Annotated in this window: 24 protein-coding genes; 14 read left to right on the top strand and 10 right to left on the bottom strand. The window is 69.7% G+C overall.

Features of this window, described 5'->3' with window-relative positions:
- Positions 1-60: 60 nt before the first annotated feature.
- Both IE206_RS27760 and IE206_RS27755 read right to left on the bottom strand, forming a co-directional pair.
- On the bottom strand, positions 61-1,239 hold the full coding sequence (locus IE206_RS27760; RefSeq protein WP_189966730.1) for a Glu/Leu/Phe/Val dehydrogenase dimerization domain-containing protein: 1,179 nt from the start codon (positions 1,237-1,239) through the stop codon (positions 61-63).
- 26 nt (positions 1,240-1,265) lie between these two features.
- Positions 1,266-1,886: a GNAT family N-acetyltransferase gene (locus IE206_RS27755; protein ID WP_189966728.1), complete on the bottom strand. Its 621-nt coding sequence runs from the start codon at positions 1,884-1,886 to the stop codon at positions 1,266-1,268.
- Between the two features lie 69 nt (positions 1,887-1,955).
- On the opposite strand from IE206_RS27755, the gene IE206_RS27750 reads away from it, so the two are divergent.
- Both IE206_RS27750 and IE206_RS27745 read left to right on the top strand, forming a co-directional pair.
- On the top strand, positions 1,956-2,402 hold the full coding sequence (locus IE206_RS27750; protein WP_189966726.1) for a PPOX class F420-dependent oxidoreductase: 447 nt from the start codon (positions 1,956-1,958) through the stop codon (positions 2,400-2,402).
- Between the two features lie 87 nt (positions 2,403-2,489).
- Positions 2,490-3,686, top strand: coding sequence for an MBL fold metallo-hydrolase (locus tag IE206_RS27745; RefSeq protein ID WP_189966724.1), 1,197 nt, complete (start codon positions 2,490-2,492; stop codon positions 3,684-3,686).
- 27 nt (positions 3,687-3,713) lie between these two features.
- On the opposite strand, the gene IE206_RS27740 is transcribed toward IE206_RS27745, so the two are convergent.
- From IE206_RS27740 to IE206_RS27735, 3 genes are all read right to left on the bottom strand, one after another.
- On the bottom strand, positions 3,714-4,166 hold the full coding sequence (locus tag IE206_RS27740; RefSeq protein WP_189966722.1) for a poly-gamma-glutamate hydrolase family protein: 453 nt from the start codon (positions 4,164-4,166) through the stop codon (positions 3,714-3,716).
- A 63-nt stretch (positions 4,167-4,229) separates the two neighbouring features.
- On the bottom strand, positions 4,230-4,304 hold the full coding sequence (locus tag IE206_RS43610; RefSeq protein WP_373300991.1) for a 50S ribosomal protein bL37: 75 nt from the start codon (positions 4,302-4,304) through the stop codon (positions 4,230-4,232).
- A 34-nt stretch (positions 4,305-4,338) separates the two neighbouring features.
- Positions 4,339-5,151 carry an SDR family NAD(P)-dependent oxidoreductase gene (locus IE206_RS27735; protein WP_189966720.1) on the bottom strand — a complete coding sequence of 271 codons (813 nt, stop codon included), beginning with the start codon at positions 5,149-5,151 and terminating at the stop codon, positions 4,339-4,341.
- Between the two features lie 545 nt (positions 5,152-5,696).
- On the opposite strand from IE206_RS27735, the gene IE206_RS27730 reads away from it, so the two are divergent.
- The 3 genes from IE206_RS27730 (at position 5,697) to IE206_RS27720 (ending at position 6,657) form a co-directional block, all read left to right on the top strand.
- On the top strand, positions 5,697-5,906 hold the full coding sequence (locus tag IE206_RS27730) for a hypothetical protein (protein WP_189966718.1): 210 nt from the start codon (positions 5,697-5,699) through the stop codon (positions 5,904-5,906).
- Positions 5,903-6,073, top strand: coding sequence for a hypothetical protein (locus tag IE206_RS27725; protein ID WP_189966717.1), 171 nt, complete (start codon positions 5,903-5,905; stop codon positions 6,071-6,073). The genes IE206_RS27730 and IE206_RS27725 overlap by 4 nt, the downstream gene beginning before the upstream one ends.
- A gap of 173 nt (positions 6,074-6,246) precedes the next feature.
- On the top strand, positions 6,247-6,657 hold the full coding sequence (locus IE206_RS27720) for a hypothetical protein (protein WP_189966716.1): 411 nt from the start codon (positions 6,247-6,249) through the stop codon (positions 6,655-6,657).
- A gap of 41 nt (positions 6,658-6,698) precedes the next feature.
- Here the strand turns inward: IE206_RS27720 and IE206_RS27715 are convergent, their stop codons facing one another.
- Positions 6,699-7,739: an alpha/beta hydrolase gene (locus IE206_RS27715; protein ID WP_189966715.1), complete on the bottom strand. Its 1,041-nt coding sequence runs from the start codon at positions 7,737-7,739 to the stop codon at positions 6,699-6,701.
- A 559-nt stretch (positions 7,740-8,298) separates the two neighbouring features.
- Between IE206_RS27715 and IE206_RS27710 the strand changes: the two genes are divergently transcribed.
- Positions 8,299-8,937 (top strand): LuxR C-terminal-related transcriptional regulator, encoded by a 639-nt coding sequence (locus tag IE206_RS27710; RefSeq protein ID WP_189966714.1) that lies wholly within the window; start codon positions 8,299-8,301, stop codon positions 8,935-8,937.
- Positions 8,938-9,226: 289 nt separating this feature from the next.
- Here the strand turns inward: IE206_RS27710 and IE206_RS27705 are convergent, their stop codons facing one another.
- Positions 9,227-9,811: a DinB family protein gene (locus tag IE206_RS27705; protein WP_189966749.1), complete on the bottom strand. Its 585-nt coding sequence runs from the start codon at positions 9,809-9,811 to the stop codon at positions 9,227-9,229.
- Positions 9,812-9,982: 171 nt separating this feature from the next.
- Positions 9,983-10,600: a TetR/AcrR family transcriptional regulator gene (locus IE206_RS27700; RefSeq protein WP_189966713.1), complete on the bottom strand. Its 618-nt coding sequence runs from the start codon at positions 10,598-10,600 to the stop codon at positions 9,983-9,985.
- Positions 10,601-10,624: 24 nt separating this feature from the next.
- On the opposite strand from IE206_RS27700, the gene IE206_RS27695 reads away from it, so the two are divergent.
- The 6 genes from IE206_RS27695 (at position 10,625) to IE206_RS27670 (ending at position 17,055) form a co-directional block, all read left to right on the top strand.
- Complete coding sequence (locus IE206_RS27695) at positions 10,625-11,038, top strand: PaaI family thioesterase (protein WP_226599576.1); 414 nt, start codon at positions 10,625-10,627, stop codon at positions 11,036-11,038.
- A gap of 348 nt (positions 11,039-11,386) precedes the next feature.
- Positions 11,387-12,124: a Phenylacetic acid catabolic protein gene (locus IE206_RS27690; protein ID WP_189966712.1), complete on the top strand. Its 738-nt coding sequence runs from the start codon at positions 11,387-11,389 to the stop codon at positions 12,122-12,124.
- A gap of 74 nt (positions 12,125-12,198) precedes the next feature.
- On the top strand, positions 12,199-12,993 hold the full coding sequence (locus IE206_RS27685; RefSeq protein ID WP_189966711.1) for a hypothetical protein: 795 nt from the start codon (positions 12,199-12,201) through the stop codon (positions 12,991-12,993).
- Between the two features lie 83 nt (positions 12,994-13,076).
- On the top strand, positions 13,077-14,153 hold the full coding sequence (locus tag IE206_RS27680; protein ID WP_189966710.1) for a Leu/Phe/Val dehydrogenase: 1,077 nt from the start codon (positions 13,077-13,079) through the stop codon (positions 14,151-14,153).
- 122 nt (positions 14,154-14,275) lie between these two features.
- Entirely contained in the window at positions 14,276-14,881 is a 606-nt protein-coding gene (locus IE206_RS27675) for a nitroreductase family protein (RefSeq protein ID WP_189966709.1), read from the top strand.
- Between the two features lie 101 nt (positions 14,882-14,982).
- Entirely contained in the window at positions 14,983-17,055 is a 2,073-nt protein-coding gene (locus IE206_RS27670) for a transglycosylase domain-containing protein (RefSeq protein ID WP_189966708.1), read from the top strand.
- Between the two features lie 2 nt (positions 17,056-17,057).
- On the opposite strand, the gene IE206_RS27665 is transcribed toward IE206_RS27670, so the two are convergent.
- Both IE206_RS27665 and IE206_RS27660 read right to left on the bottom strand, forming a co-directional pair.
- A complete protein-coding gene (locus IE206_RS27665) occupies positions 17,058-17,705 on the bottom strand; it encodes a response regulator transcription factor (RefSeq protein WP_189966707.1) in 648 nt (215 codons plus the stop codon).
- Positions 17,690-18,949: a sensor histidine kinase gene (locus IE206_RS27660; protein ID WP_189966706.1), complete on the bottom strand. Its 1,260-nt coding sequence runs from the start codon at positions 18,947-18,949 to the stop codon at positions 17,690-17,692. Before IE206_RS27660 ends, IE206_RS27665 begins: the two co-directional genes overlap by 16 nt.
- 237 nt (positions 18,950-19,186) lie before the next feature.
- Here IE206_RS27660 and IE206_RS27655 point away from each other — a divergent pair, with 237 nt between their 5' ends.
- Positions 19,187-19,624: a hypothetical protein gene (locus tag IE206_RS27655; protein WP_189966705.1), complete on the top strand. Its 438-nt coding sequence runs from the start codon at positions 19,187-19,189 to the stop codon at positions 19,622-19,624.
- Between the two features lie 116 nt (positions 19,625-19,740).
- Positions 19,741-21,813, top strand: coding sequence for a nuclease-related domain-containing DEAD/DEAH box helicase (locus tag IE206_RS27650; RefSeq protein ID WP_189966704.1), 2,073 nt, complete (start codon positions 19,741-19,743; stop codon positions 21,811-21,813).
- Positions 21,814-21,909 lie beyond the last annotated feature (96 nt).

The following is a 21,909-nucleotide window of genomic DNA, read 5'->3' as shown; positions in this document are numbered from 1 at the left end:
CGGCCCCGGAGGCCGGAAGCTCCGTTGCGGAGCCAACGAAAACGGTAATGGGGGGGGCGGTCAGCGATACGTGCCGAACCGCTCCGTGATCACGGGCAGCGTCTCGGCCGCGAGGGCGTGGGCGGCCGCGCGCGGAGTCGTCCCGCCGGACTCGGCGCGCGTCAGCATCCGCTCGACGAGGCCCCGCATCGCGCGCCGGGTGTGCGCGAAGGCCGCGTCCCCGTCCGCGCCCAGATCGCCGAACAGGGTCCACCACCACCAGGCGTTGGTGGCGGAGTTGACCACGACGTCCGGCAGCACGGTGACGCCACGCCCGGCGAGCAGCCGCTCGGCCTCCGCGAGCACCGGCATGTTCGCCGCCTCGACGATCCAACGGGCCGTGATCCGGGCCTGGTTGACCATGTCGATCGCGTACGAGACCGCGGCCGGGACAAGGACCTCCGCCTCGGCGGCCAGCCAGTCCTCGCCCGGCAGTTCGCGGTCCGAGGGCCGCAGGGCCGAGCGGTCGACGGCCCCGTGCGCGTCGCGCGCGGCGAGCAGCGCCTCCACGTCGAGGCCCTCGGGGTTGGCGACCGTGCCCTTGATGTCGGCGACTGCGACGATCTTCAGCCCCGCCCGGGACAGGAAGCGGGCGGTGGCGCCGCCCATCGTGCCGAACCCCTGCACCGCGACGCGCGTGCCCTCGTAGACCGTGCCGGCGCGGTCCAGGGCGGTCAGGACCGCCTCGGCGACCCCGCAGCCGCCGACCAGTTCGTCAAGGCCGATCCCGTCGACTTCCACGGCGAAGGCATCGGAGAGACGCCGCCTGGCCGCCGCTTCGTCGTCGAGCAGCGGATAAACCGCCTGAACGGTGGAGATCAGGCCCGCCTCCGCGGCCGCCCGGTCGACGAGGTCCTGGCTGAGTCCGAGATCCTCGCCCGTCGTCCAGAAGCTCTCGACGTACGGCCGCATGGCGCGCAGATAGCGGACCAGCACGCCGTACGCCTCCGGATCCCGCGGATCGCAGTCGATGCCGCCTTTCGCGCCACCGAGCGGGATGTAGCGGGCCCGCGGGTCGTAGTGCAGGGCCTCCTTCATCGTCATGCCGCGGGCGAGCCCGGCGACCTCCTCCTGGGTGCACCCCGGCCGCATGCGCAGCCCGCCGCTGGACACCCCGCGAATCAGCCGGTCGATGACGAGGTGGCCGCGGCGGCCGGTGACGTGATCGGTCCAGGTGAGTGCGATGAGAGGAGTGGTCATGAGGCGCACCCTAACTGAACGATGAGTCAGTACGGGAGTCCGTTGAAGTCGGCCCCGTCCGGCCAGGGGTCGCCCGCCACCCGGGCGTGCAGATGCTCGTCGTGCCACCCGTCGGCGTGCAGCAGCGCACTGCGCATCGTGCCCTCCAGGGCGAACCCGGCCCGCTGCGCCACCCGGCACGAGGCCGGGTTGCCCACCGAGTGCGAGATCCGCAGCCGGTGCAGCCCGAGCTCCTCAAGGGCCCACCGGCTGACCCGCAGAGTGGCGTCGAGCACGGCGCCCCCGCCGCGGCCGGACGGAAGCAGCCAGTACAGGAACTCCGCGCTGCCACCCCGCAGATCGAGATCGCCGAGCCCGATCAGACCCACCGCCTGGTCGTCCTCGCGCCGCGAGATCGCCCAGATGGCCGCGGCCTCCTCCGTCCAGCGCTGCCCCCAGCGGGCGATCTTCTCGCGGGCGGTGTCCGGCGTCAGCGCCTCGGGCCGGTTCCACCGCACGATGTCCGGATCCAGGCAGGAGGCCACCAGGACGTTCGCGTCGGACTCCCGCCAGGGGCGCAGCTCACGCCCGCCGGGCAGGACGAAGGAAGGCTGCTGCTGCCGGGCCATCCGGCCGGGGGGCACCACGGGAGGTATCGGAGTGATCATGCCCGCATCATGGCAGGCGCCTTCGGGCGCTCCGGGGAATCCGGCCGCCCGGATCCGCGTTGCACAGCCATGACGGCATTCGAGGCACCTCAGGAAGCGCTGCTGAAACTGGTCGCCGAGCAGGACGGCGGCGTCCTGGTCACCCTGAAGCGGGACGGGCGGCCCCAGCTCTCCAATGTGAACCACGCCTACTACCCCGACGAGCACGTCATCAAGGTGTCGCTCACCGACGACCGGGCCAAGACGAAGAACCTGCGCCGCGACCCCCGCGCCAGTTACCACGTGACCAGCGACGACCGCTGGGCGTGGACGGTGGCCGAGGGGATGGCCGACCTCACCCCGGTCGCCGCCGACCCGTACGACGAGACGGTCGAGGAGCTGGTCGCCCTCTACCGGGACGTACGCGGTGAGCACCCCGACTGGGACGAGTACCGCAAGGTCATGGTCCGCGACCGGCGCCTGGTGCTGCGGCTGCGCGTGGAGCGGGCGTACGGCCAGCCGCGCCAGGGCGCCTGACCGGCCTGCCGCCAACGTGACGATCCCGGCACGGCACGCCCGTAACGGACGCACATAATGTAATTACCCCGAGCCCCAGGAGGTGCCGTGACCGGCGCTGGTTCTCTGCTTCCACTCCGCTCCAGACTCCGCGAACTGCGGCCCGACGCGTTCGGGGCCGATCCGTCGGGGGAGCGGATGGCGCGTATCCGCCGCTCGCCGAACTTCGCGGACGGCGTGTTCCAGAACCCCGAGGGCGCGCGGACCCGGCCGTCGGGCTCGACCCTGGAGTTCGCGAAGCAGTTCTTCGCGAAGGAGCAGCGCGTACGCCGCGCACCCACCGGCACCGTCCCGGTCCATCCGACGACCCTCGCCGACATCGCGAAGCCGCCCGCCACCGGGCTGCGGCTCACCTGGATGGGGCATTCGAGCGTGCTCGCCGAGATCGACGGGCGCCGGGTCCTGTTCGACCCGGTGTGGGGCGAGCGCTGCTCCCCCTTCGCGTTCGCCGGACCCAAGCGGCTGCACCCCGTCCCGCTGCCGCTGGCCTCGCTCGGCCCGGTCGACGTCGTCGTCATCTCCCACGACCACTACGACCACCTCGACCTGCCCACCATTCGCTCCCTCGCCGGAACCGGCACGGTGTTCGCGGTGCCGCTCGGCGTCGGCGCCCACCTGGAGCACTGGGGCGTGCCCGCCGACCGGATCCACGAGCTGGACTGGAACGAGTCCGTCAAGGTCGACGGGCTCACCCTCACCGCAACCCCGGCCCGCCATTTCTGCGGCCGCGGCCTGCGCAATCAGCAGCACACCCTGTGGGCTTCCTGGGCGGTGACGGGGCCCGAGCACCGGATCTACCACAGCGGCGACACGGGCTACTTCGGCGGCTTCAAGGACATCGGCGCGGAGCACGGCCCGTTCGACGCGACGATGATCCAGATCGGGGCGTACTCCGAGTTCTGGCCCGACATCCACATGACCCCCGCCGAGGGCCTGCGCGCCCACCTCGACCTCCAGGGCGGCAGTCCGCACGGCGTGATCATGCCGATCCACTGGGGCACCTTCAACCTCGCGCCGCACGCCTGGGCCGAGCCCGGCGAGTGGACGAAGGACGCCGCCGAGGAGGCCGAGCAGCCGGCCGCGTTCCCCCGCCCCGGCGAGCCTTTCGAGCCGGCGGGGCGGCTGCCCGTAACGCCTTGGTGGCAGCCGCTGTCCGCGCCCCTCGCCCACCCGTGGCGCACCCCCCAGTCCCCGGCTGTCGCGCCGGTTTCCGTGGGGGAGCTGGATCTGGCGGGCGAGCGGTGAGAGGCGGTCCCCCGGGCGCCCGACGCACTACAGGGTGACCTGGTCCGGCCCGGCCTCCAGCCTGGCGATCGCCGCGCGGCAGGCCGCGGTGAACGACCAGAGTGTCTGATTGGTGCCGGGGGCGCACCCGGTCCGGGTGAAGGTCCCGAACATGGACCTGCGCAGCTCCGTCGTCAGCTCCGGTTGGCCGCCCTTGCCGAGCACGGTGCGGTTGCAGATGTTGTCGGGGCTGTCGCCGTCCAGCGCCGGATTGGACGCCCCGTCGATGGTCTGGAAGCCCGCGCCGCTCAGCTCCTCGGTGAGGTAGCGCTTGAAGGTCGCGTTGCGGCCGCCGACGACCGCCTCGGGCCGGTCGGCGGGAGCGCCGGCGGTGACGGCCGTACAGCCGTGCAGGCTCAGGACGTTGAAGTTGCTCGCCGCCATGGACAGGGCGACATGGTCGTCGCAGTGCTCCGCCTCAGGTAGTTGCTGAAGACTCACTCGGCATCGCGAAGGGGCGGACTGCCCGCCGGAGCAGTCCGCCCCTCGGGGTACTCGGGGCAGCTAGCAGGACGCCTTGCTGCCGTGGTTGGCCTTCTTCTTGCGGCGGTCCCTCTTCTTGCGGGCGCGCTTCGACATGCGGTGGTGCTCCTTCGGCTGGTGGGGGTGTTCTTCAGGCGGTGTGGCCGGTGAGCTGGGCGGCGAGCTTGTTGAGGCGCTGCAGGGAGCGGTTCTCGGTGGCTGCGGGCGCCGGGTCGACGCGCTGGTCGCGGTCGTAGTAGGCGCCGTTGACGATCTCGACGGCCGGGTCGCACAGGCGCGCCACGTACGCGGCGCCCTCGGCGGGGGTGGCGCCCTCGTGTGCGTACAGCGGGAGGAGGGCGGTGTCGCAGACGCCGGGGTGGACAGAGACGGCGGTGACCCGCGGGTCGGCGGCGAACACCGTCAGCGCGAGCTGCGACTGGGCGTAGGCGGCGAGGCGGGAGTAGCGGCGGATCCGGTTGGGGTCGCTCCACTGGATGGTGCCGGTGCGGTGCAGCGAGGACGACACGTTGACGACGCGGCCGCCCGGGTCGGTGGTGAGGGCCGGTTCCAGGAGGCAGGTCAGCAGGTAGTGGGCGAGGAAGTTGACCTGGAAGGCGACCTCGTTGCCGTCGGCGGTGATGGTGTGCCGTTCGGGGGCGGCCATGCCCGCGTTGTTGACGAGGGCGTCGAGGTGCGGGTGGGTCTCGATGACCCGGTGGGCCATCGCCTCGACCTCGTCGAGGTGGGTGAAGTCCGCTGCCAGGGCCAGGAGTTGGGTCGTTTCGATGCCGGCGCTGGTGGCGATGAGCGCGTCGACGGCGGCCTGGGCCTCTTCGGCGGTGCGGCCGTGGACGAGAACCGTCGCACCCTGTTGGGCGAGCCGGCGGGCGGTCTCGAAACCGATCCCCGCGGTGGCTCCGGTGACAAGGACGGTGCGGCCGGAAAGCGATGTGGAAGGCAAGATGAAATCCCGGGTGAAGGCATGACGCGGCAGCCCTCGGGGCAGCCGGACATGCGGGAACGAGAGCGCTCGTACGCCGTCGCGGCGTGGGACCGGCGACGGCGTACGGCGTCAGGGAAGCACGGCTCACGGAGCCGGCAGGGGAACAGCGCGCAGTACCGGGCTACACCGGATTCGGTGGCCGGTCGTCATGCCGCAGACCGCTGTTCATGCCCTCCATCCAACTGGCCTCCGAGCGGTGGCTCAAGAGGACTTGCGCGTCCCTGACGAGGTTCTGACGCTCTCTGCCTCCCCCGGCTGTCAGGTGACGGAGACCGGCTCGGGCTCCCCCACCTCATCGGAGGGCCGGGGCACGGCAGCCGTGCCCTCGTGCCCGACGCCACCACGAGCGACCGCCTGGCGCGGGGCCGCAGGGTCAGGTGGCGTTCCGCGTGCCGCTCCTCGTGCAGGTCGACGCGGTGGCGTGCAGAAGATGACGCAGTGTCAACAGACCTTAGAGGCGGGGGGAGTTCATCGCGGCTGACGATCAGGATGCGGGTGATGTCGTGCTCGGCCATGCGGTTGGCCAGGGTGCGCAGGGTCTCGTCGGCGTGGGCGGTCACGGCCGGGACGGCGGGGCGCGACAAGGGGGTGTCGTCGGCCGTGCCGTGGACCAGCCGGTGCCGGGTCACGGCACCGGTGAGGGTCTCGCGTACGAGGCGGGCGACCCGGACCGGCTCCTGGCCCAGCGCCTCTACCCCCGGTCTGCGGGATGAACCACGCCTTCGTCGAGGACTACCTCACCGGGATCGGCGCCACGACGGCAACGGCGCTGCTCAACCCGCGCCCGGGTTCCTGCCGCGTGGAGCTGCGTACGAGCGAGGAGGGCGTGGCGCGTGGCGCTCGGCCTGCTCGGATGGCGTGCGACCGGGAGTCCACCTGAGTTTCACGCCGCTGTGCACGCGGACGCCATGCACAGTAGGCGGGCGCTGCGTGCGGGACTTGCGCTTCTCTTCACGCCAACGGGTGAATCAGGGAATGGGCGTCCGGGCTGCTTCCGCTCCGTGCGGTGTCCTTGAAGGCACGACATGCCGCGACGGGACCTTGGGGGAGTGCATGGGCGTCTTCGTGCTGTGCGCATGGCTGTTGACCGCCGCGCTGGGCGGCTACCTCGCCACTGTATGGATCCGCCACGGCGGCCTCAGGCAACGCGCCCCCGGCGTGACACGCCTCCCGCTGTGGCTGATCGGCGGGCATGTGGCCTTCGCCGTCGCCGGTCTCGCCGCCTGGAGCGGATACCTCATGGGCGACGTGAGAAGCCTGGCCTGGGCGGCGTGCGCGGGCGTCCTGGTCGTGGCCGCGTTCGGCTTCACGATGCTGCTGCGCTGGCTGCCCAGCTCCGGCCGACACTCCCAGGGCAGCACGACGGCCGAGCGCCACTTCCCTTTCGCGGCGGTCGCGGCCCATGCGATGAGCGCGGGGGCGACCGTCCTGCTGGTGGTGCTCGTGGTGATTCGGCAGATGTGAGGCGTCGGGTTGCTTCAACTGACGTTCTGAGTAAGAGAGTTTTAGCGGGCCGGGCGGTTGCTCACGGAGGACTGTCCGAGGATGCGACGCAGCCAGCGCGTACGCGCGTCCCGGGCATCCTGGCTGAGGGCCGCCTGGGGTGCGTACGTGTCGAAGCCGTGGCAGGCGCCCGGCCAGACGTGCAGTTCGGCCCGGCCCCCGGCCTGCCAGAGCGCGTTGGCGTAAGCCACGTCCTCGTCGCGGAAGGTCTCCGCCGACCCGACCTCGATGTACGCCGGGGGCAGTCCGGACAGATCCGTGGCGCGGGCGGGCGCCGCGTAGGGGGACACGTCGTCGGTCCCGTACTGATCGCCCAACAGGGCTTGCCAGGCGGTTGCGTTGGAGGTTCTGTCCCAGGTGTCGGTCCCTGCCATCTGATGGCTGGAGCAGGTGTTGTTGCGGTCGTCGAGCATCGGGGACAGGAGCAGCTGGCCGAGCGGTACCGGACCGCCCCGGTCGCGGGTGAGCAGAGCGAGAGCCGCCGCGAGGCCGCCGCCGGCACTCTTGCCCGCGACGACGATGCGGGCCGCGTCGATGCCCAGTTCCGACGCGTGCGCGGCAGCCCACACGAAACCGGAGTAGCAGGCCTCGATCGGGCCGGGATGCCGCGTCTGCGGGGCCAGCGGGTACTCGACCGAGATGACGGCCAACTCCAGTGGGAGGGCCAACTCGCGCAGCAGGCGAGGGAGTACGGACCAGGCGTTACCCATGATCATTCCGCCGCCGTGCAGGTAGAAGAGCAGCGGCAGCGGGCCGCCGACCCCGGCGGGCCGGGCGCTCACCAGCGTGACGTCCTGCCCGCCCGACGGCACCCGCAGCTCCTCCATCTCGAAGCGGCCGTCGGCTCGCAGGTCCTTCAGGGCCGGCCGGGGCCGAGCCGCCGCATCCCGCTCCTGGCGGGCCACAAGGTTCTCCGGGGTGAAAGGCACAGCCTCCAACGTCCGCAGAGCCGCGCCCAGTTCGGCGTCGATCGGGGGCGCGCTCCGAGCCGGCGAGGAGAGGTGGGGGTCCGACGGCACTCCGAACCCTGATGCGAGATCCATACGGTGCAGTCAATCACCCGCCGGGCCAGGGCCCTTGGCGGCCCCGAACTCTGTTTATGGCCGATTTTCCGTGCGCGGACGGAGGGTTCTTCCGGATCCCTAATGGCTGATTGATTTCGGAAAGAATGGCTGATTCGGGCGAGTTGGGACGCGGCCTATGGCCTCATCCGGAAGATTTCATTCAGATCTCGCCAGGGGAGTGACCGTGAGGTACGCTCGCCGTGAGCCCGACACCGGGCCGAGGGGGGTACGCCTTGGCTGTGCAGGAGACGTTCGCGTGCATGGCTGATTTTCCCCGCCGGTCACGGTGGAGCTGGAGCGACCCCCTGTCACGGGATTCGGACAAAGCCATACCTCAGTAAGGGCGGCAAGTCGGACAACCCGTACTTGAGCCTTCTGGTACAGAGGTCCGCCCTCAACACCGCTTTTCCCATGGGGCCGTGACAAATACGGCTCAATGGCGGCCCGGAATTCAGGCCTTATTCGATCTTGTGGCCGCACTGACGCCCGGCCTCCACAGAGGCCCGCAGGCGGTCGCACGGGGGAAGGGACGCCGCACATGGCTCAGATCCAGGTGCTGATCGCCGACGACCAGGTCGTGACCCGATCCGGTCTTGTGGCCATGAGCAGAGAGGCGCCCGGACTCGACGTGGTCGGCGTGGCGCAGGACGTGGCCGGTGTTCTGGCCGCCGTCGACTGTGGAAAGCCCGATATCGTCCTGCTCAATCTCCGCAAACTAAAGGGTGACAGCCTTCGTCATCTTGTCCAGCTGATCGGCGCGCACGTTTCGATCATCGTCCTGTGGTGCCACGACTCCGCCGTCACGATTCAGGACGCGTTACGGGCCAAGGTCGCCGGATTCATGGACCTGGAGATCCTGCAGGAGGAATTCGCCGGCGTGATCGCCTTGGTCGGCCGCGGCTGTGCCGCCTATCTGCTTCCGCGAGAACGGCTTTCCGATATCGGTGAAGGGTGCCCGATGTCTTCGACGTCGGGGGCGATGTCGAATCTCACCTCACGCGAGAATGACGTTCTGCGGCTGCTCGCCGACGGCATGACGAACAAACAGATCGGATCCTCTCTCCACATCGCCGAGAACACCGTCAAGAAGCACGTCCACCGCGTCATGATCAAGTTATCGGCCTCAAGTCGCGTGGAAGCGGCGCTGCTGGTTTCCCGGCTCGGTCCGATGGCATGAGCGGGTGCCTCACGTGGCACGTTGTGTGCGCTTCTTTTTGGCAGGTCAGGGCGGCGGCCGGGCAGAGGAGGGCGAGGCTGCCGTGCATGTTCGCGCCGGACACGGCGACGGCGAGCGGGATGCCCTGGGCATCGGACAGCACGCGCAGTGTGCTGCCCTTCTTGCCGCGATCGACCGGGTTCGGCCCGCCGGCCTCGGTCCATACCGTGAAGTGGCGATGCGCGGCGGCGGGCGAGGTGTCGCACGTCGGCGGCAGATGCCGCCAGGCACAGCCGTTGTGAGACAGCCGCTAAGCCTTGACTGGTGCCGCCGACCTGGCGGCCTGCTCGATCTTCGCGCAGTGAGCGTCGCGGGCTTCCTGGTCGATCTGCATCTCGTGTTCGGGGCGCATCCCGGTTCGGCCGTCGACGGCTTCACGCAAGATGTCGGCGTGCCCGGCATGCCGGTTGGTCTCGCCGAGGACGTGGACCAGGATGGCGAACAGGTTCGTGTTGGAAAAAGGCTCCGGCCACCACGGCACGTGGCCGGGGGCGTCGAGGGGAAGCTCGTTGATCGTCGCGTCCGAGTGTTCCCATGTGCGCCGGTAGAACCTGATGATCTGATCGCGGGTCTCGTCCTCGGTCGCCCACTGATCGCTGCCGTCATGGTCCTGCCACCGGGGCAGCGGTTCCGGGGAAGGGCGGCCGAAGACCTCGCCGAAGTACCTGGCCTCGACGGTGGCCACGTGTTTGACCAGGCCGAGGAGGTTGGTCCCGGTCGCCGTCAAAGGTCGGCGGGCGTCGTATGCGGACAAGCCGTCGAGCTTCCAGAGCAGCGCCTCGCGGTCCCGCCGCAGTCTCGCGTGCAGGTTGTCCTTCGCGAATTCATCGATCATGCGGCACGAGCCTGCCATGGGCTGCTCCTGGCCTCAAGATCCCGTACGGGTTCTGCAACGACCGGCAGAGCCGAGGCCTGGCCATGGCCGCCGCCCTGACCTGCTACAAGTAGCTCGCGAGACCTGCCGCTGAGACAACCTCCAAGCCGTGTGCCATCGGCCTACGTCCGGTCAGGGGAAGAGCGAGTTGAGCAGCACCTCATAGGTCCGGCCCGCGCCGGCGACCGTCGGCCTGCCCTTCATCGCCACCTCGTGCCCGAGGTACGTCAGCGCGCCCAGGAGGGCGAGCGCGAGCCGGCGGGAACTCTCGGCGCCCGCGCCGGTGCACTCCACGCCGAGGCCGGTTCCGGCCGTCGTGGCGCGCGCCCGCTCCACCAGCCGGATCGTCGTCGACAGCCACCACTGCTCGTCGATCTGCCGCCATCGCTCGTAGCCCAGCACCGCCGGAGCCTCCAGCAGGAGCAGCCGGGCGACGGCCGGATCGGCACAGAACGCCAGGAACTCCCGTCCTGAGCAGAGGAGTTGTGCCACTGGTTCGTCCCCGACGCGGCCCAGGGACCGGATGCGTACGGCGAGTTGGCGGTGGAGGTCGTGCACGACGTCCGCGAGCAGTGCCTCCTTGCCGGCCCAGTGGTGGTACAGCGCACCCGTCGTGAGCCCGGCACGCTCCGCGATCTCCGCGATGGTCGTCGAGGCGTAGCCGCGCTCGCTGAACAACTCCCTTGCGGCACGGGTCAGTTGGGATCGGGTGGTCTCGGTTCGTTCGGCGTTGGTTCTGCGTGGCGACATACCGAACGATGCTATGTTTCTTCGATGATGGATGTCGATGCAGCGCAGGCCGTTCTCGATAACAGTCCCTTCGGACCCTGGTGGGGATTCAGGGTCGAAGCCGTCAAGGAAGGGCGAGCCAGAGTCTCGCTCCCGCAGCGCCCCGAACTCTTCCGCCCGGGCGGCGTACTCCAGGGCGGGTGCGCGATGACGCTCGCCGACGTGACCTGCTGGATCGCGATCATGTCTCTGTTCGGCGAGGACGATCCCTCGGTGACCCAGCAGATGACGACCAGCTTCCTCGGACCCGCCCGAACCGATCTGGTCTGCGAGTCGACGATCGTCCGGCCGGGCCGGTTGATCGTGTACGGGACGGCCGAGACGACTGATACGGCGGGGAAGCTTGTGTCCCATCACACGCTGACCTATATCCGGCCGCCTCAGCGGAACGGGGGCTGACGCTGCCGCGTCTTGATTTTCGGCCGCGGGCAGTCGGTGGCCGGTCGCTCCCCGAGTGCTCGGATCCGCTCGAACAAGGGACACCGCCCATCGCGGCGGAGCCGCACAATTTCACAGCCCCGCTCCCCTAGCAGGATTCCTCCAAGCCCCCTGCACCGCATGAGCTCAACGTGTGGTGCAGGGGGCTATGCGTGCGGCTCATGGGATCGAAAAGGTACCTCCGGCGTACCCCCAAAGAGCCACCGGGTTACCCCCATCGTTCGGGGACGGGATGGGTCCATCGTGGACTACCGACGGCGCGAACCGGCCGGATAGGCTCAATTTCCTCGGCTACCGGAGGAGATTCGTATGGCGACTGTCTATTCGGAGAATGTGAGCCTGGAGAGTGTCGGTGAACTCCCGGAGGAATACCGGGAGGTGCTGACCCACCAGATGCTCGCCAATGGCGAGGGCGAGCTGAGCGCCGGTGACACCTACGTCGACTCGTTCTATCCGCTCGCTCCCAACGCCGACGAGCGCTATATGTGCCTCAAGTTCGGCATGGAGGAAGTGGACCACTTCCGGCGCTTCGCGAAACTGCTCACGCCGCTCGGCATCGACACCTCGCACATGGTGAACCAGGCCGTGGCGGACCGGCGTTACTTCCCCGCCGAGAGCATGACGACGCAATTCACCGTCTGGGAAGAGCGTGCCGCGTTCAGCTTCCTCTGCGAGCTCGAAGGGCATTTCCAGATCAAGGAAATGACCACGAGCACGTACGCGCCCCTGCGTGTCGAGGCCGACGCGATCCTCAAGGAGGAGGCCAGGCACTTCGGTTACGGCAAGCGCCTCATGCAGGAGGCGTACGACGCCGGCGGGCAGTCCCGCGACCGGGCCCAGCGGGCGCTGGACCGGTTCTATCCGATGGCGCTCGACATGTTCGGGCGGCCCGACTCCCGGCGCGGGCGGCTCGCCGTCCGGTGGGGGCTGCGCAAGCACGACAACGGCGAACTGCGCGAGCTCTACAAGACCGCGATCGCCCAGCACATCGAGAAGATCGGCTTCTCCGTCCCCAAGGTCGACCCCTCGCAGCTCCAGTTCGCCTGAGCGACACCGGCCCACCCTCCCCGGAACGATCCGCTTCCCTCGGAACCCCAGCCACCTCACCGGAGTAGGAATCGATGACGACGACCGACATGCTGATCGACCGGATCAAGACGCACCGCGTCTTCGCGCACCCGCTCTACGACCACTGGGCCGCGGGGCCCCCGTCCGCCGAAGTCTCGGGCGCGCTCTTCCACCAGGTGCAGTCGTTCTGTGCCTCCACCCGCCCCGGCGGCGAGTTCCCGACCGCGCTGCGCGACCTCGGCTGGGACGAGCAGGCCGTCCTCATAGAAGAGATCGTCGACAGCGAGTCCGGACACGGCCCCGAACTCGCGACCATGGCCGGCCACATCGTGAACCGCACCGGCGCCCAGGTCTTCGACGACGTCTACGACACCGAGCGGGTCGAGGCGTGGCTGAAGACCTCCTCGGACCGGCTGCTCGCAAACCTCCCCGGCTACGACCGCGAGACCGGCCTGACGGCGCAGGCGAAGGCCGCGATCGCAGTGTTCCGGCGCCGGTTCTCCGCGGATGCCGAGACCACCGTGCGCAACCTCGGCACCGCGCTCGCGCTGGAGATCATCTCCAATCAGTCCCTGATCCCCGGCGAGAAGCGCGCCCTGATCGACTCCGGTCACTACAAGACGGAACTCGACGAGCCGGAAATGCATTACATGGCGGAGCACTGGGGTGACGCCGGTGCCGAGCAGCAGCACGAAGCGAATGTGATCCGTGCCGTCTCGACCGTCATGGACGCGTCGAACAGTGAACAGATAGAGCAGGGCGTCGAGGACTTCCTCGACTCGCTGTGCGCGCTGTGGGACGTCCTGGACGCGGCGCTGCTCTCGTCCGGATTGCAGCCGGCCGAATAATTCTCTGCCGGACGGGCCGGCGGCTCGCGCCTTCATGCGGGCCGCCGGCCCGGCTGTCACCGGACACAATCCTGGGGTGGGTTATGAGTGTGTTCAACGAAATGGACGGCCACGAGCAGGTTCTGTTCAGCTCCGGACCCGGCGGGCTCCGCTGTGTCATCGCCATCCATTCGACTCTGCTGGGCCCCGCACTTGGCGGGGTACGTTTCCTTCCGTACGCGGATGACGATCAGGCGGTCGGCGACGCGTTACGCCTTTCCCGCGCCATGACGTACAAGGCGGCCTGCGCGGGACTGGACATCGGGGGCGGGAAAGCCGTCATATTCGGCGGACCGGGTGTGGAGAAGTCCGAAACGCTGCTCCGCGCTTTCGGCCAGGTGGTCGAGAGCCTGTCGGGACGGTTCATCGCGGCCTGCGACATGGGCATCACCACCGCCGACCTGCGGATCATGAGCAAGGAGTCCCGGTGGATTCGCGGCCTGGACGTCGAGGAGGGCGGCTCCGGCGAATCCGGCGCGATGACGGCGTACGGAGTGAACCTCGGCATTCGCGCCTGCCTGCGGCACCTCGACGGCAGCGACAGTGTGGAGGGGCGCCACATCGCCATCGACGGTGTGGGGAAGGTGGGCGGGCGGCTCGCTGCCCACCTCGCCGAAGGCGGCGCTCGGTTGACCGTGGCCGACATCGACCAGGAGAAGGCCGAGCGGGTGGCCGAGGCCTGCGGGGCCGAGGTCGTCAGCCGCGAGAAGCTCTACCTCCTCGACGTCGACGTCCTCAGCCCGAACGCGATCGGCAACGTCATCGACGGCGACCTCGTGGACAAGCTGCGCTGCCGCGTCGTCGCGGGCGGCGCCAACAACCAGCTCGCCGCGCCCACGCTCGCGGAACGTCTCGCGGCCCGCGGCATCCTCTACGCGCCGGACTTCGTGATCAACGCGCTCGGTCTGATCCAGGTCGTCGACGAGCTGCATCCCGCCGGTCACGACATGAACCGGGTGCGGCAGCGTGCCGAGCTCATCCCGGAACGGCTCGTCGAGATCTTCACCAGGGCGAAGCACCTGAACATCAGCACCGCCGCGGCCGCGACCAGCATGGCCCGCGACCGCCTGGCGGCAGTACGCGGCGTCCGGTCGTTCTGGCTGCCGCCGCGCTGTGGTTGAGGCGGCAGCACATGGTGCGGGGGCCCATGGGGCGCCCGCACATGGCGTGCCGCGCTATGTGTCGATCCCACATGGTGCAGCCCCACACGGTTCGAGGCTACGAAGAAGAGGAGCGTTCACTGATGGAGTTGGAGGCTGCCATCCGCACCCGCCGCAGTGCGCACCGGCTGATCGAACCCGCCCCCAGCGACCAGGAGTTCACCGAGCTGGTCGGCTGGGCGGCGACCGCTCCCGATCATGGCCATCTCCGCCCCTGGCGGTGGATCCTCGTACGCGGTGACAGCCGGACGGCACTGGGCGAGGCCTTCGCGTCCGGCGCCCCCGACGCGGAGGCCGTCCGGCGCGAGGGCCGCAAACCACAGCGCGCCCCGCTCCTCGCGACCCTGGTCTTCGCGCCCCGGCGCAACCACCGCGTGCCGGACTGGGAGCAGCTCGCCGCGAGCAGTGCGATGGTCAACTCGTTGATGCTGCTCCTGCACGACAGGGGCTTCGGCAGCATGTGGCGCACCGGCTCCTCCGTCGACTCCGCCGGCACCCGATGCCTGCTGGAGCTCGCACCCCATGAGCGGCTCATCGGCTGGCTCTACATCGGCAGCCCCGACCCCACCCGGCGTTCCGTCCCGCGCTCCCCGGTACCGGTCGACAGCCGGATCTCCCTGTTCACGGCCCCGCCGGACCAGGCGGGGGCCGCTCAGCCACCCGCCGAAATGATCAGATCCTGCCCCTGAGGAGCGCCGCTGAGGTCAGCCTCGGTTCCGCGCGGCCGGAATTACCGTTCATAGACGATTATTTGACGTGATTCATAGGTCGGCTGCGTATGTTTCGCCGTATGTCCACCACGCGCTCCCGCCCACCCGGCTCCCTGCTCACCCGCACCCTTCGGTTTCTAGGAGTGAGTGTTCTGGCGGGCGCGATGGCCGCCGGGATCGCGTTGCCCGCGGTGGGCCTGCTGGGGCTCGGCGCGAAGAACGCCGCGGAGAGTTTCAACAGTCTGCCCGACGTGTTCAAAACGCCCCCGCTGTCCCAGGCGTCCCAGATCTACGACGCCGACGGCGGCCTCATCGCCACGGTCTACGACCGGGACCGCACCGTCATACCCGGTGACCAGATCGCCCCGGTCATGCGCGAGGCGCTGGTCGACATCGAGGACAACCGCTTCTACCAGCACGGAGCCGTCGACCTGCAGGGCGTACTGCGCGCCCTGAACAAGAACGCGGCCAGCGGCAGCGTGGCCCAGGGCGGCTCCACCCTCACCCAGCAGTATGTGAAGAACGTATTCGTCGAGCAGGCGGGCAGGGACCAGAAGGCGGTCCTCGAAGCACAGCGCCAGACCCTCGGCCGCAAGATCCAGGAGCTGCGCTACGCGATCGAGCTGGAGCAGACCCTGCCCAAGGACCAGATCCTCACCAACTACCTGAACATCACGTTCTTCGGCGAGCAGGCGTATGGGGTCGAGGCCGCCGCCGAGCGCTACTTCAGTGTGCACGCCAAGGACCTTTCGCTGCCCCAGGCGGCCCTGCTTGCCGGGATCGTCCAGTCGCCGTCCATGTACGACCCGGTCACCAACGCCCGCCTGGCCAAGCAGCGCCGTGACACGGTCCTGACCAAGATGGCCCAGTACGGTTCGATCACCGCCGCCCAGGCCCAGCAGGCGATCGGCACGCCGATCAAGCTCCGGATCAGCAAGCCGCGCCAGGGCTGCATCACCGCCCAGCAGGGCGAGGGCTTCTTCTGCGACTACGTACACCACGTCGTGGTCACCGATCCTGCGTTCGGCAAGACCGCCACCGAGCGGCAGGCGCTGTGGAGCAGGGGCGGTCTGCAGATTCATACGACGCTGTCGCCCAAGGCGCAGAAGGCCCTGCAGCAGTCGGTCACCTCGCACGCGTACACCACGGACGACGCGGCCGCCGTGATGAGCCTCGTCCAGCCCGGCACCGGCAAGATCGTCGCGATGGGGCAGAGCCGCGACTACGGCCTGGGCGCGAACCAGACGGAGATCAACCTCAACGTCGGCACGGACATGGGCGGCGGCCTGGGCTTCCCGACAGGCTCCACGTTCAAACCGATCGTGGCGGCCGCCGCCCTGGAGAAGGGCACCACCCCGGACCAGTCGTACCCGGCGCCGTACTCCATGCCCTGGCCCGCCATGTCCGACTGCTCGGGCAACACCTATCCGGAGAACGGCGAGGTCCACAACGACAGCACGTCCCTGACCGGACCGTTCTCCATGCCGGACGCCATGGCGCAGTCCGTCAACACCTACTTCGCCCAGCTGGAGGCCGACACCGGGCTGTGCGACGTGTCGAAGATGGCCAACGCGCTCGGCATCACGCAGCAGGCCGGCGGCACCAAGCTGCAGGTGGTTCCCTCGCTCACCCTGGGCAGCAACGACCTGACCCCGCTGGAGATGGCCAATGTGTACGCCACCTTCGCCAACCACGGCACGTACTGCACCCCGGTCGCCATCACCTCGGTGACCAAGCCGGACGGGTCCAACGTCCCGGTATCGCAGGCCAATTGCCACCAGGTGATGTCCGCGGAGACCGCCGACACCGTGACCACCATGCTCCTGGGCGTCGTCCAGGACGGCACCGGCAAGCCCGCCGGGCTCACCGATCGCGACAGCGCGGGCAAGACCGGCACCACGGACGAGAGCAAGCAGGTGTGGTTCGCCGGATACACCCCCGAACTGGCCGGCGCCGCCGTCGTCAGCGACACCAGGAGCCCGCGGGATCTCGACGGCCAGAGCATCGGCGGCGAAACCATCGGCCAGGCCTTCGGCGGCACTCTCGCGGGACCTGTGTGGCGGGACTCCATAGAGGGAGCCCTCGCGGGACAGCCCGCCGGAACGCTCACCACGACCACACTGCCCGGAGGCTCCGGCGCCTCCGGCCGCTGAGCTCAGGGGTTGTTGAGATAGGTGAGAACGACAAGGACGCGACGGTTGTTGCTGTCGTCGTCCGTGATGCCGAGCTTGCCGAACATCGACGTCGTGTACTTGCTGATCGCGCTCTCGCTGAGGAAGAGCCGCCGGCCGATGGCCTGATTGGAGAGGCCTTCGGCCATCAGGCCGAGGACGGAGTGCTCGCGTTCGGTGAGCCCTTCGAGCAGCCGGTTCGAGGAGCCGCTGGAGAGAAGCTTGGCGATGACGGCCGGATCCATGGCGGTGCCGCCGGCAGCAACGCGTTCCAGTGCGTCGATGAACTGGTCCGCGTCGAACACGCTCTCCTTGAGGAAGTAGCCGATGCCGCCGGTGCCGTCGGCCAACAGCTCGCGGGCATAGAGCTGTTCCACATGCTGGGAGAGGATCAGGACCGGCAGAGCGGGTACTTCGCGGCGGGCGGCGAGAGCGGCGCGCAGGCCCTCGTCCGACTGGCCCGGTGGCATGCGCACATCGACGACGGCCACGTCCGGCCGCCACTCAAGCAGCGCGTCGAGCGTTTCGGGACCCGTGGCGGCCGTCGCCACCACCTCATGTCCGTACGCCTCGATGAGACGGACCATCCCGTCCCGCAGCAGGTAGAGATCTTCGGCTACAACGATTCGCATGGCACCATCATCCTCACCCGCGTCGGACCGCCCGCCGGGCTGGTGATCTCCAGGGTGCCGTCGAAGACCGTGAGGCGGCGGCGCAGCCCCGCGAGTCCGCCGCCCGCGCGCACGTCGGCCCCGCCCCGGCCGTCGTCCTCGACCTCCACGACGATGTCGGTGCCGTCCACGTCGATGGTGATCCTGCCCCGGCTCGCCCGGGCGTGCTTGACCGCGTTGGTCACCAGCTCGGCGATGCCGAAGTACAGGGCGGACTCGATGGGCGGGTCGAGGCGCAGCTCCACATCGGCGTCGACCGTCACTTCCAGCGGGCTGTCCAGGGCGAAGGCGCGTACGGCATCGATGAGCCCGCGTTCGTTCAGGACGGGCGGGTTGATGCCCTGGACGAGCTCGCGCAGCTCGGTCAGGGAGGTGGCGGCGCCGACCCGGGCCTCCCGCATCAGCGCCCTCGCCTGCTCGGGATTGGTGTCCATCAGCTTATCGGCGGTCGCCAGCGAAAGGCCCAGCGCGACCAGGCGCGCCTGCGCCCCGTCGTGCAGGTCACGCTCGATCCGCCGGATCTCGGCGGCCTGCGCGACCGTGGTGTCCGCCCGCTGAGCGGTCAGCTCGTCCACCCGGTCGGCAAGGGCCATCGCCGCCGAGGCCCGCAGGAACCGTACGCCCACGGGCTCGACGGGCCGCCAGGCGTACGGGGAGGCAGCGACGGCGACGACCACGCCGAGCACCCCGACGAAGTGCGGGGCGAGCCCCGACCCGCTGAATCCGAGGGCCGCCGCGGCCACCCCGGCCAGGGGAACGGCCGCCACCACGCCCGCGCCGACCGCCACGATCGCCGTGAACCGCAGGTCGCGCCAGTTGGCCGGGTCGCTCCACCGCAGCCGCATCTTCTGGTCCATGACGGCATCGCGGCTGGTGCGCTCGTAGCTGAAGCCGTTCCACCAGTACCCGGTGGACAGCCGCGTCACCGGCCCCGGCCGCCGGTATCCGGAGGGGATGACCGTGCCGGTCCACCGCGCGACGAGATGGCGGACCACCCGGCACACCGGGCGCGACAGGCCGAGCGTGCCCACACACACCAGCACGACGGGCGCGACCCACGACCAGGGGTTCGCCGCTCCCCACCAGATGCCCAACGCTATGGCGCCGGCCCACACAGCCGGGATCACCATGGTGGCCGCCACCACCAGGCAGGATCGCCAGAAACCCACACAGACATCTGCCACCCACGCCCCCAGCTGACGCATGACCATCCTTCTCCCTCACAACCCCGACCGCGGCACGGCAGTTCCAGTGCCGCCCACCGGTCGGGCATGGCTTCGTGACCCCCACTCTGCACCGCCCGCAGCCCGCAACGCCCCAGGTCGGCCCAGGAGTGGGGCTGGACCCACCCACCCCGGCGCCCAGGCCCATACCGGCGGACCGACGCGCTTCCTAACGTCGACACGAAGCCGGAAACCGACACCACGAAGGAAGCCGAGACCATGGAAACCAGCACCCACACCACATCCGCCGCCGCCCACATCGCCCATCCCCGCAATCAACTCACCTTCCGTAGGGCCAGGTTGATCGTCGCCGCCTATGGCGCGCTGAGCGCCGTGGTTCTGCTCACCGTCGTCGTCCGCGCCCTCACCGGCCACACAGTGAGCTCGTTCATGTGGGGCCGGTCGGGCGGAGTGCTGGCGAGCGCCGCGGTGACGTACTGGCTGACCGCCGTCGCCGCACAGGGAAAGCGATGGGCCTATGTGCGCGTGCGAGTCATCTCGGTCGTGGTGCCGATCGCGATCGTCGCCGTCGACATCATCGGCGGCCTGCCGGGGTGGTTCGTCGCGATGCAGGTCGTGTGCGCGCTCACCATCGGGGCGACGGCTTTCGTGGTCAACGGGTCCGATGTGCGAGCCGCGTTCCCCAAGCAGCGTTGACGCGCAACCTTCGGGCCCGCACATGAACCCGGCCCGCACATGACGGCGATGCCCCCTGCCGTAGGAGTCGCACACGGTTTTATGATCACTGCTCCGCGTACGAGGGGGGCCGGGGCATGGCAGCAGGTGGATCGGCGGGGCGGCGGGCGCAGGAGGCGCGGCGGCAGGAGCGGCTGCTGCGGGAGCAGTGGCAGGCGGCCCGCCGGGAGGCACACCGGTGGGAGGCGGCCAGCGAGGGTGAACAGCGGGTCCACGCCCAGCTGTTGATGCTCACCGAGTACGGGTGGCGATTACTGGTGGACCGCCGCTGGCCGGGTACGCGGGCCGCCAATGTGGACATGGTCCTCGTCGGACCGGGTGGTGTCTTCGTCGTCGACGTCAAGAACTGGCGCTCCCCGCCCGAGACTTCGGGCGGCCGGCTCAGTGCCGGAGGCGAGCCGCGCGACGGTCACGCGGCCAAGCTGCTGGCCGTGACCAGGGTGGCCGAGGGCGCGGTCGCCTCCCTGGGTCTTTCGCCGGTGGCGGTCCAGCCGCTCATGGTCTTCGCGGGGCGGCAGGCCGACGCCGAGCTGGGCAGGATCCGGGTGCTGGGGGAGCGGGAGGTGGGGCCGGCGCTGATGGCCGAGCGCCGCCGGATGCGCCCCGAATCGGTCCGGGCGATCGCCGACCACCTGGAGCGGGTCTTCCCCGACTACGAGGGATCGACGGTCCGGCGCACCGAGGTTCCGGCCCAGCCCCAACAGCCCGCATCCGACGGCCTGTTCGACCTCGAAGGCCTGCGGGACGCGGCCCTGGACGAGGCATTGCGGGCGCCCATCGAGCGGTGGATGACCTTCCTCGACCCCGAGCAGCTCGCACTGGTGCGCCGCAACTGGGCGGGCCCCGCGCGCATCAGCGGCCCCGCCGGCACGGGCAAGACCGTCGTCGCCCTGCACCGCACCGCCCACCTCGCCCGGCGCACCACCGGCAGGATCCTGTACGTGACCTTCGCCAAGAACCTGCCCAGGGTGCAGAGCACCTTCCTGAAGGCCATGGCTCCCGCCGTCGCGGACCGGGTGGACTTCAGCAGCCTGCACGCGTGGGCCCAGGAGTTCCTGCGCGGGCGTGGTGTCCCGGTCCGGCTGCACAAGGAGAAGGCGACCACCGCCTTCAGCCGCGCCTGGATGCGCGTCGGCCGCGACAGCCGCCTGACCGAGATCGATCCGGTGTCGAACTACTGGCAGGAGGAGATCGACTACGTCATCAAAGGGCGCGGCATCACGACCTTCGAGGAGTACGAGGCCGTGCGTCGGCGGCGTCGTCGGGCGAATCTGCGCGAGACCCACCGGCGAGCGGTGTGGGCTCTGTACGAGGCGTACGAGTCCTTGCGCATCAACAGCGGGGTGCACGACTTCAACGATGTGCTCACGCTCGCCCTGGCGGAGGCCCGGCGGTGCGCGCCGAACCCGCCGTACGCGGCCGTCGTCGTGGACGAGGTGCAGGATCTCACCCTCGTCGGGGTGCGTCTGCTGCACACCCTGGTCGGCGACGCGCCCAACGGACTCCTCCTGGTCGGTGACGGACAACAGGCCGTCTATCCGGGCGGGTTCCGGCTGTCCGACGCCGGCATCGACATCCGCGGCGACCGGGGGCAGGTGCTGCGTACCAACTACCGCAACAGCAAGCAGATCCTGGAGGCGGCGCTCGAAGTCGTCGCCGACGACGCCTTCGAGGACATCGACGGCCTGCGCACACCGGGCCGCCGTGAAGTCGACCTGACCTACCACGACGGCCAGGTGGTGCGAGTCACCGAGCCGAGCCTCGCCGAACACGACCAAGCCCTCTTGGACGCCCTGGCAGCCCTGCCCTCCGGTGCGCTCGCCGACGCCGCGGTCCTGTGCCCGTCCGCGCGGACCATCGACCGCTACCAGCGCCTGCTCACCCAAGCCAAGATCCCGGTGTGTCTCCTTGAGCACTACGACGGCAACCCGGTGGACGCGGTCAAGCTCGGCTCGTACCGCAGGGCCAAGGGGCTGGAGTTCAAGCACGTGTATCTGCCGCAGTACGACACCCTCCTGCCGGGAGGCAACAGCGAGGGGGCGGACGTGGCCGAAACGGCACGGGAGCGCGATGAGCTGGTCCGCAGCCGGCTGTTCGTCGCGATGACCCGCGCACGCGATGTGCTCTGGCTGGGCAGTGTGGCCGGATAGCGGTGCCATGCCCGTCGCCCGACCGTTCCCGGAGCCGCCCCTCGAACCCATGTCGGAAGTCTCCCGGCCACCCACCCACCCGTTGCCGGGAAGCGG

Source organism: Streptomyces violascens (assembly GCF_014649955.1).
Lineage (GTDB): Bacteria > Actinomycetota > Actinomycetes > Streptomycetales > Streptomycetaceae > Streptomyces > Streptomyces violascens.
Note: the sequence above shows the minus strand (reverse complement) of the source record. Positions and strands in the feature narration are given on the sequence as shown.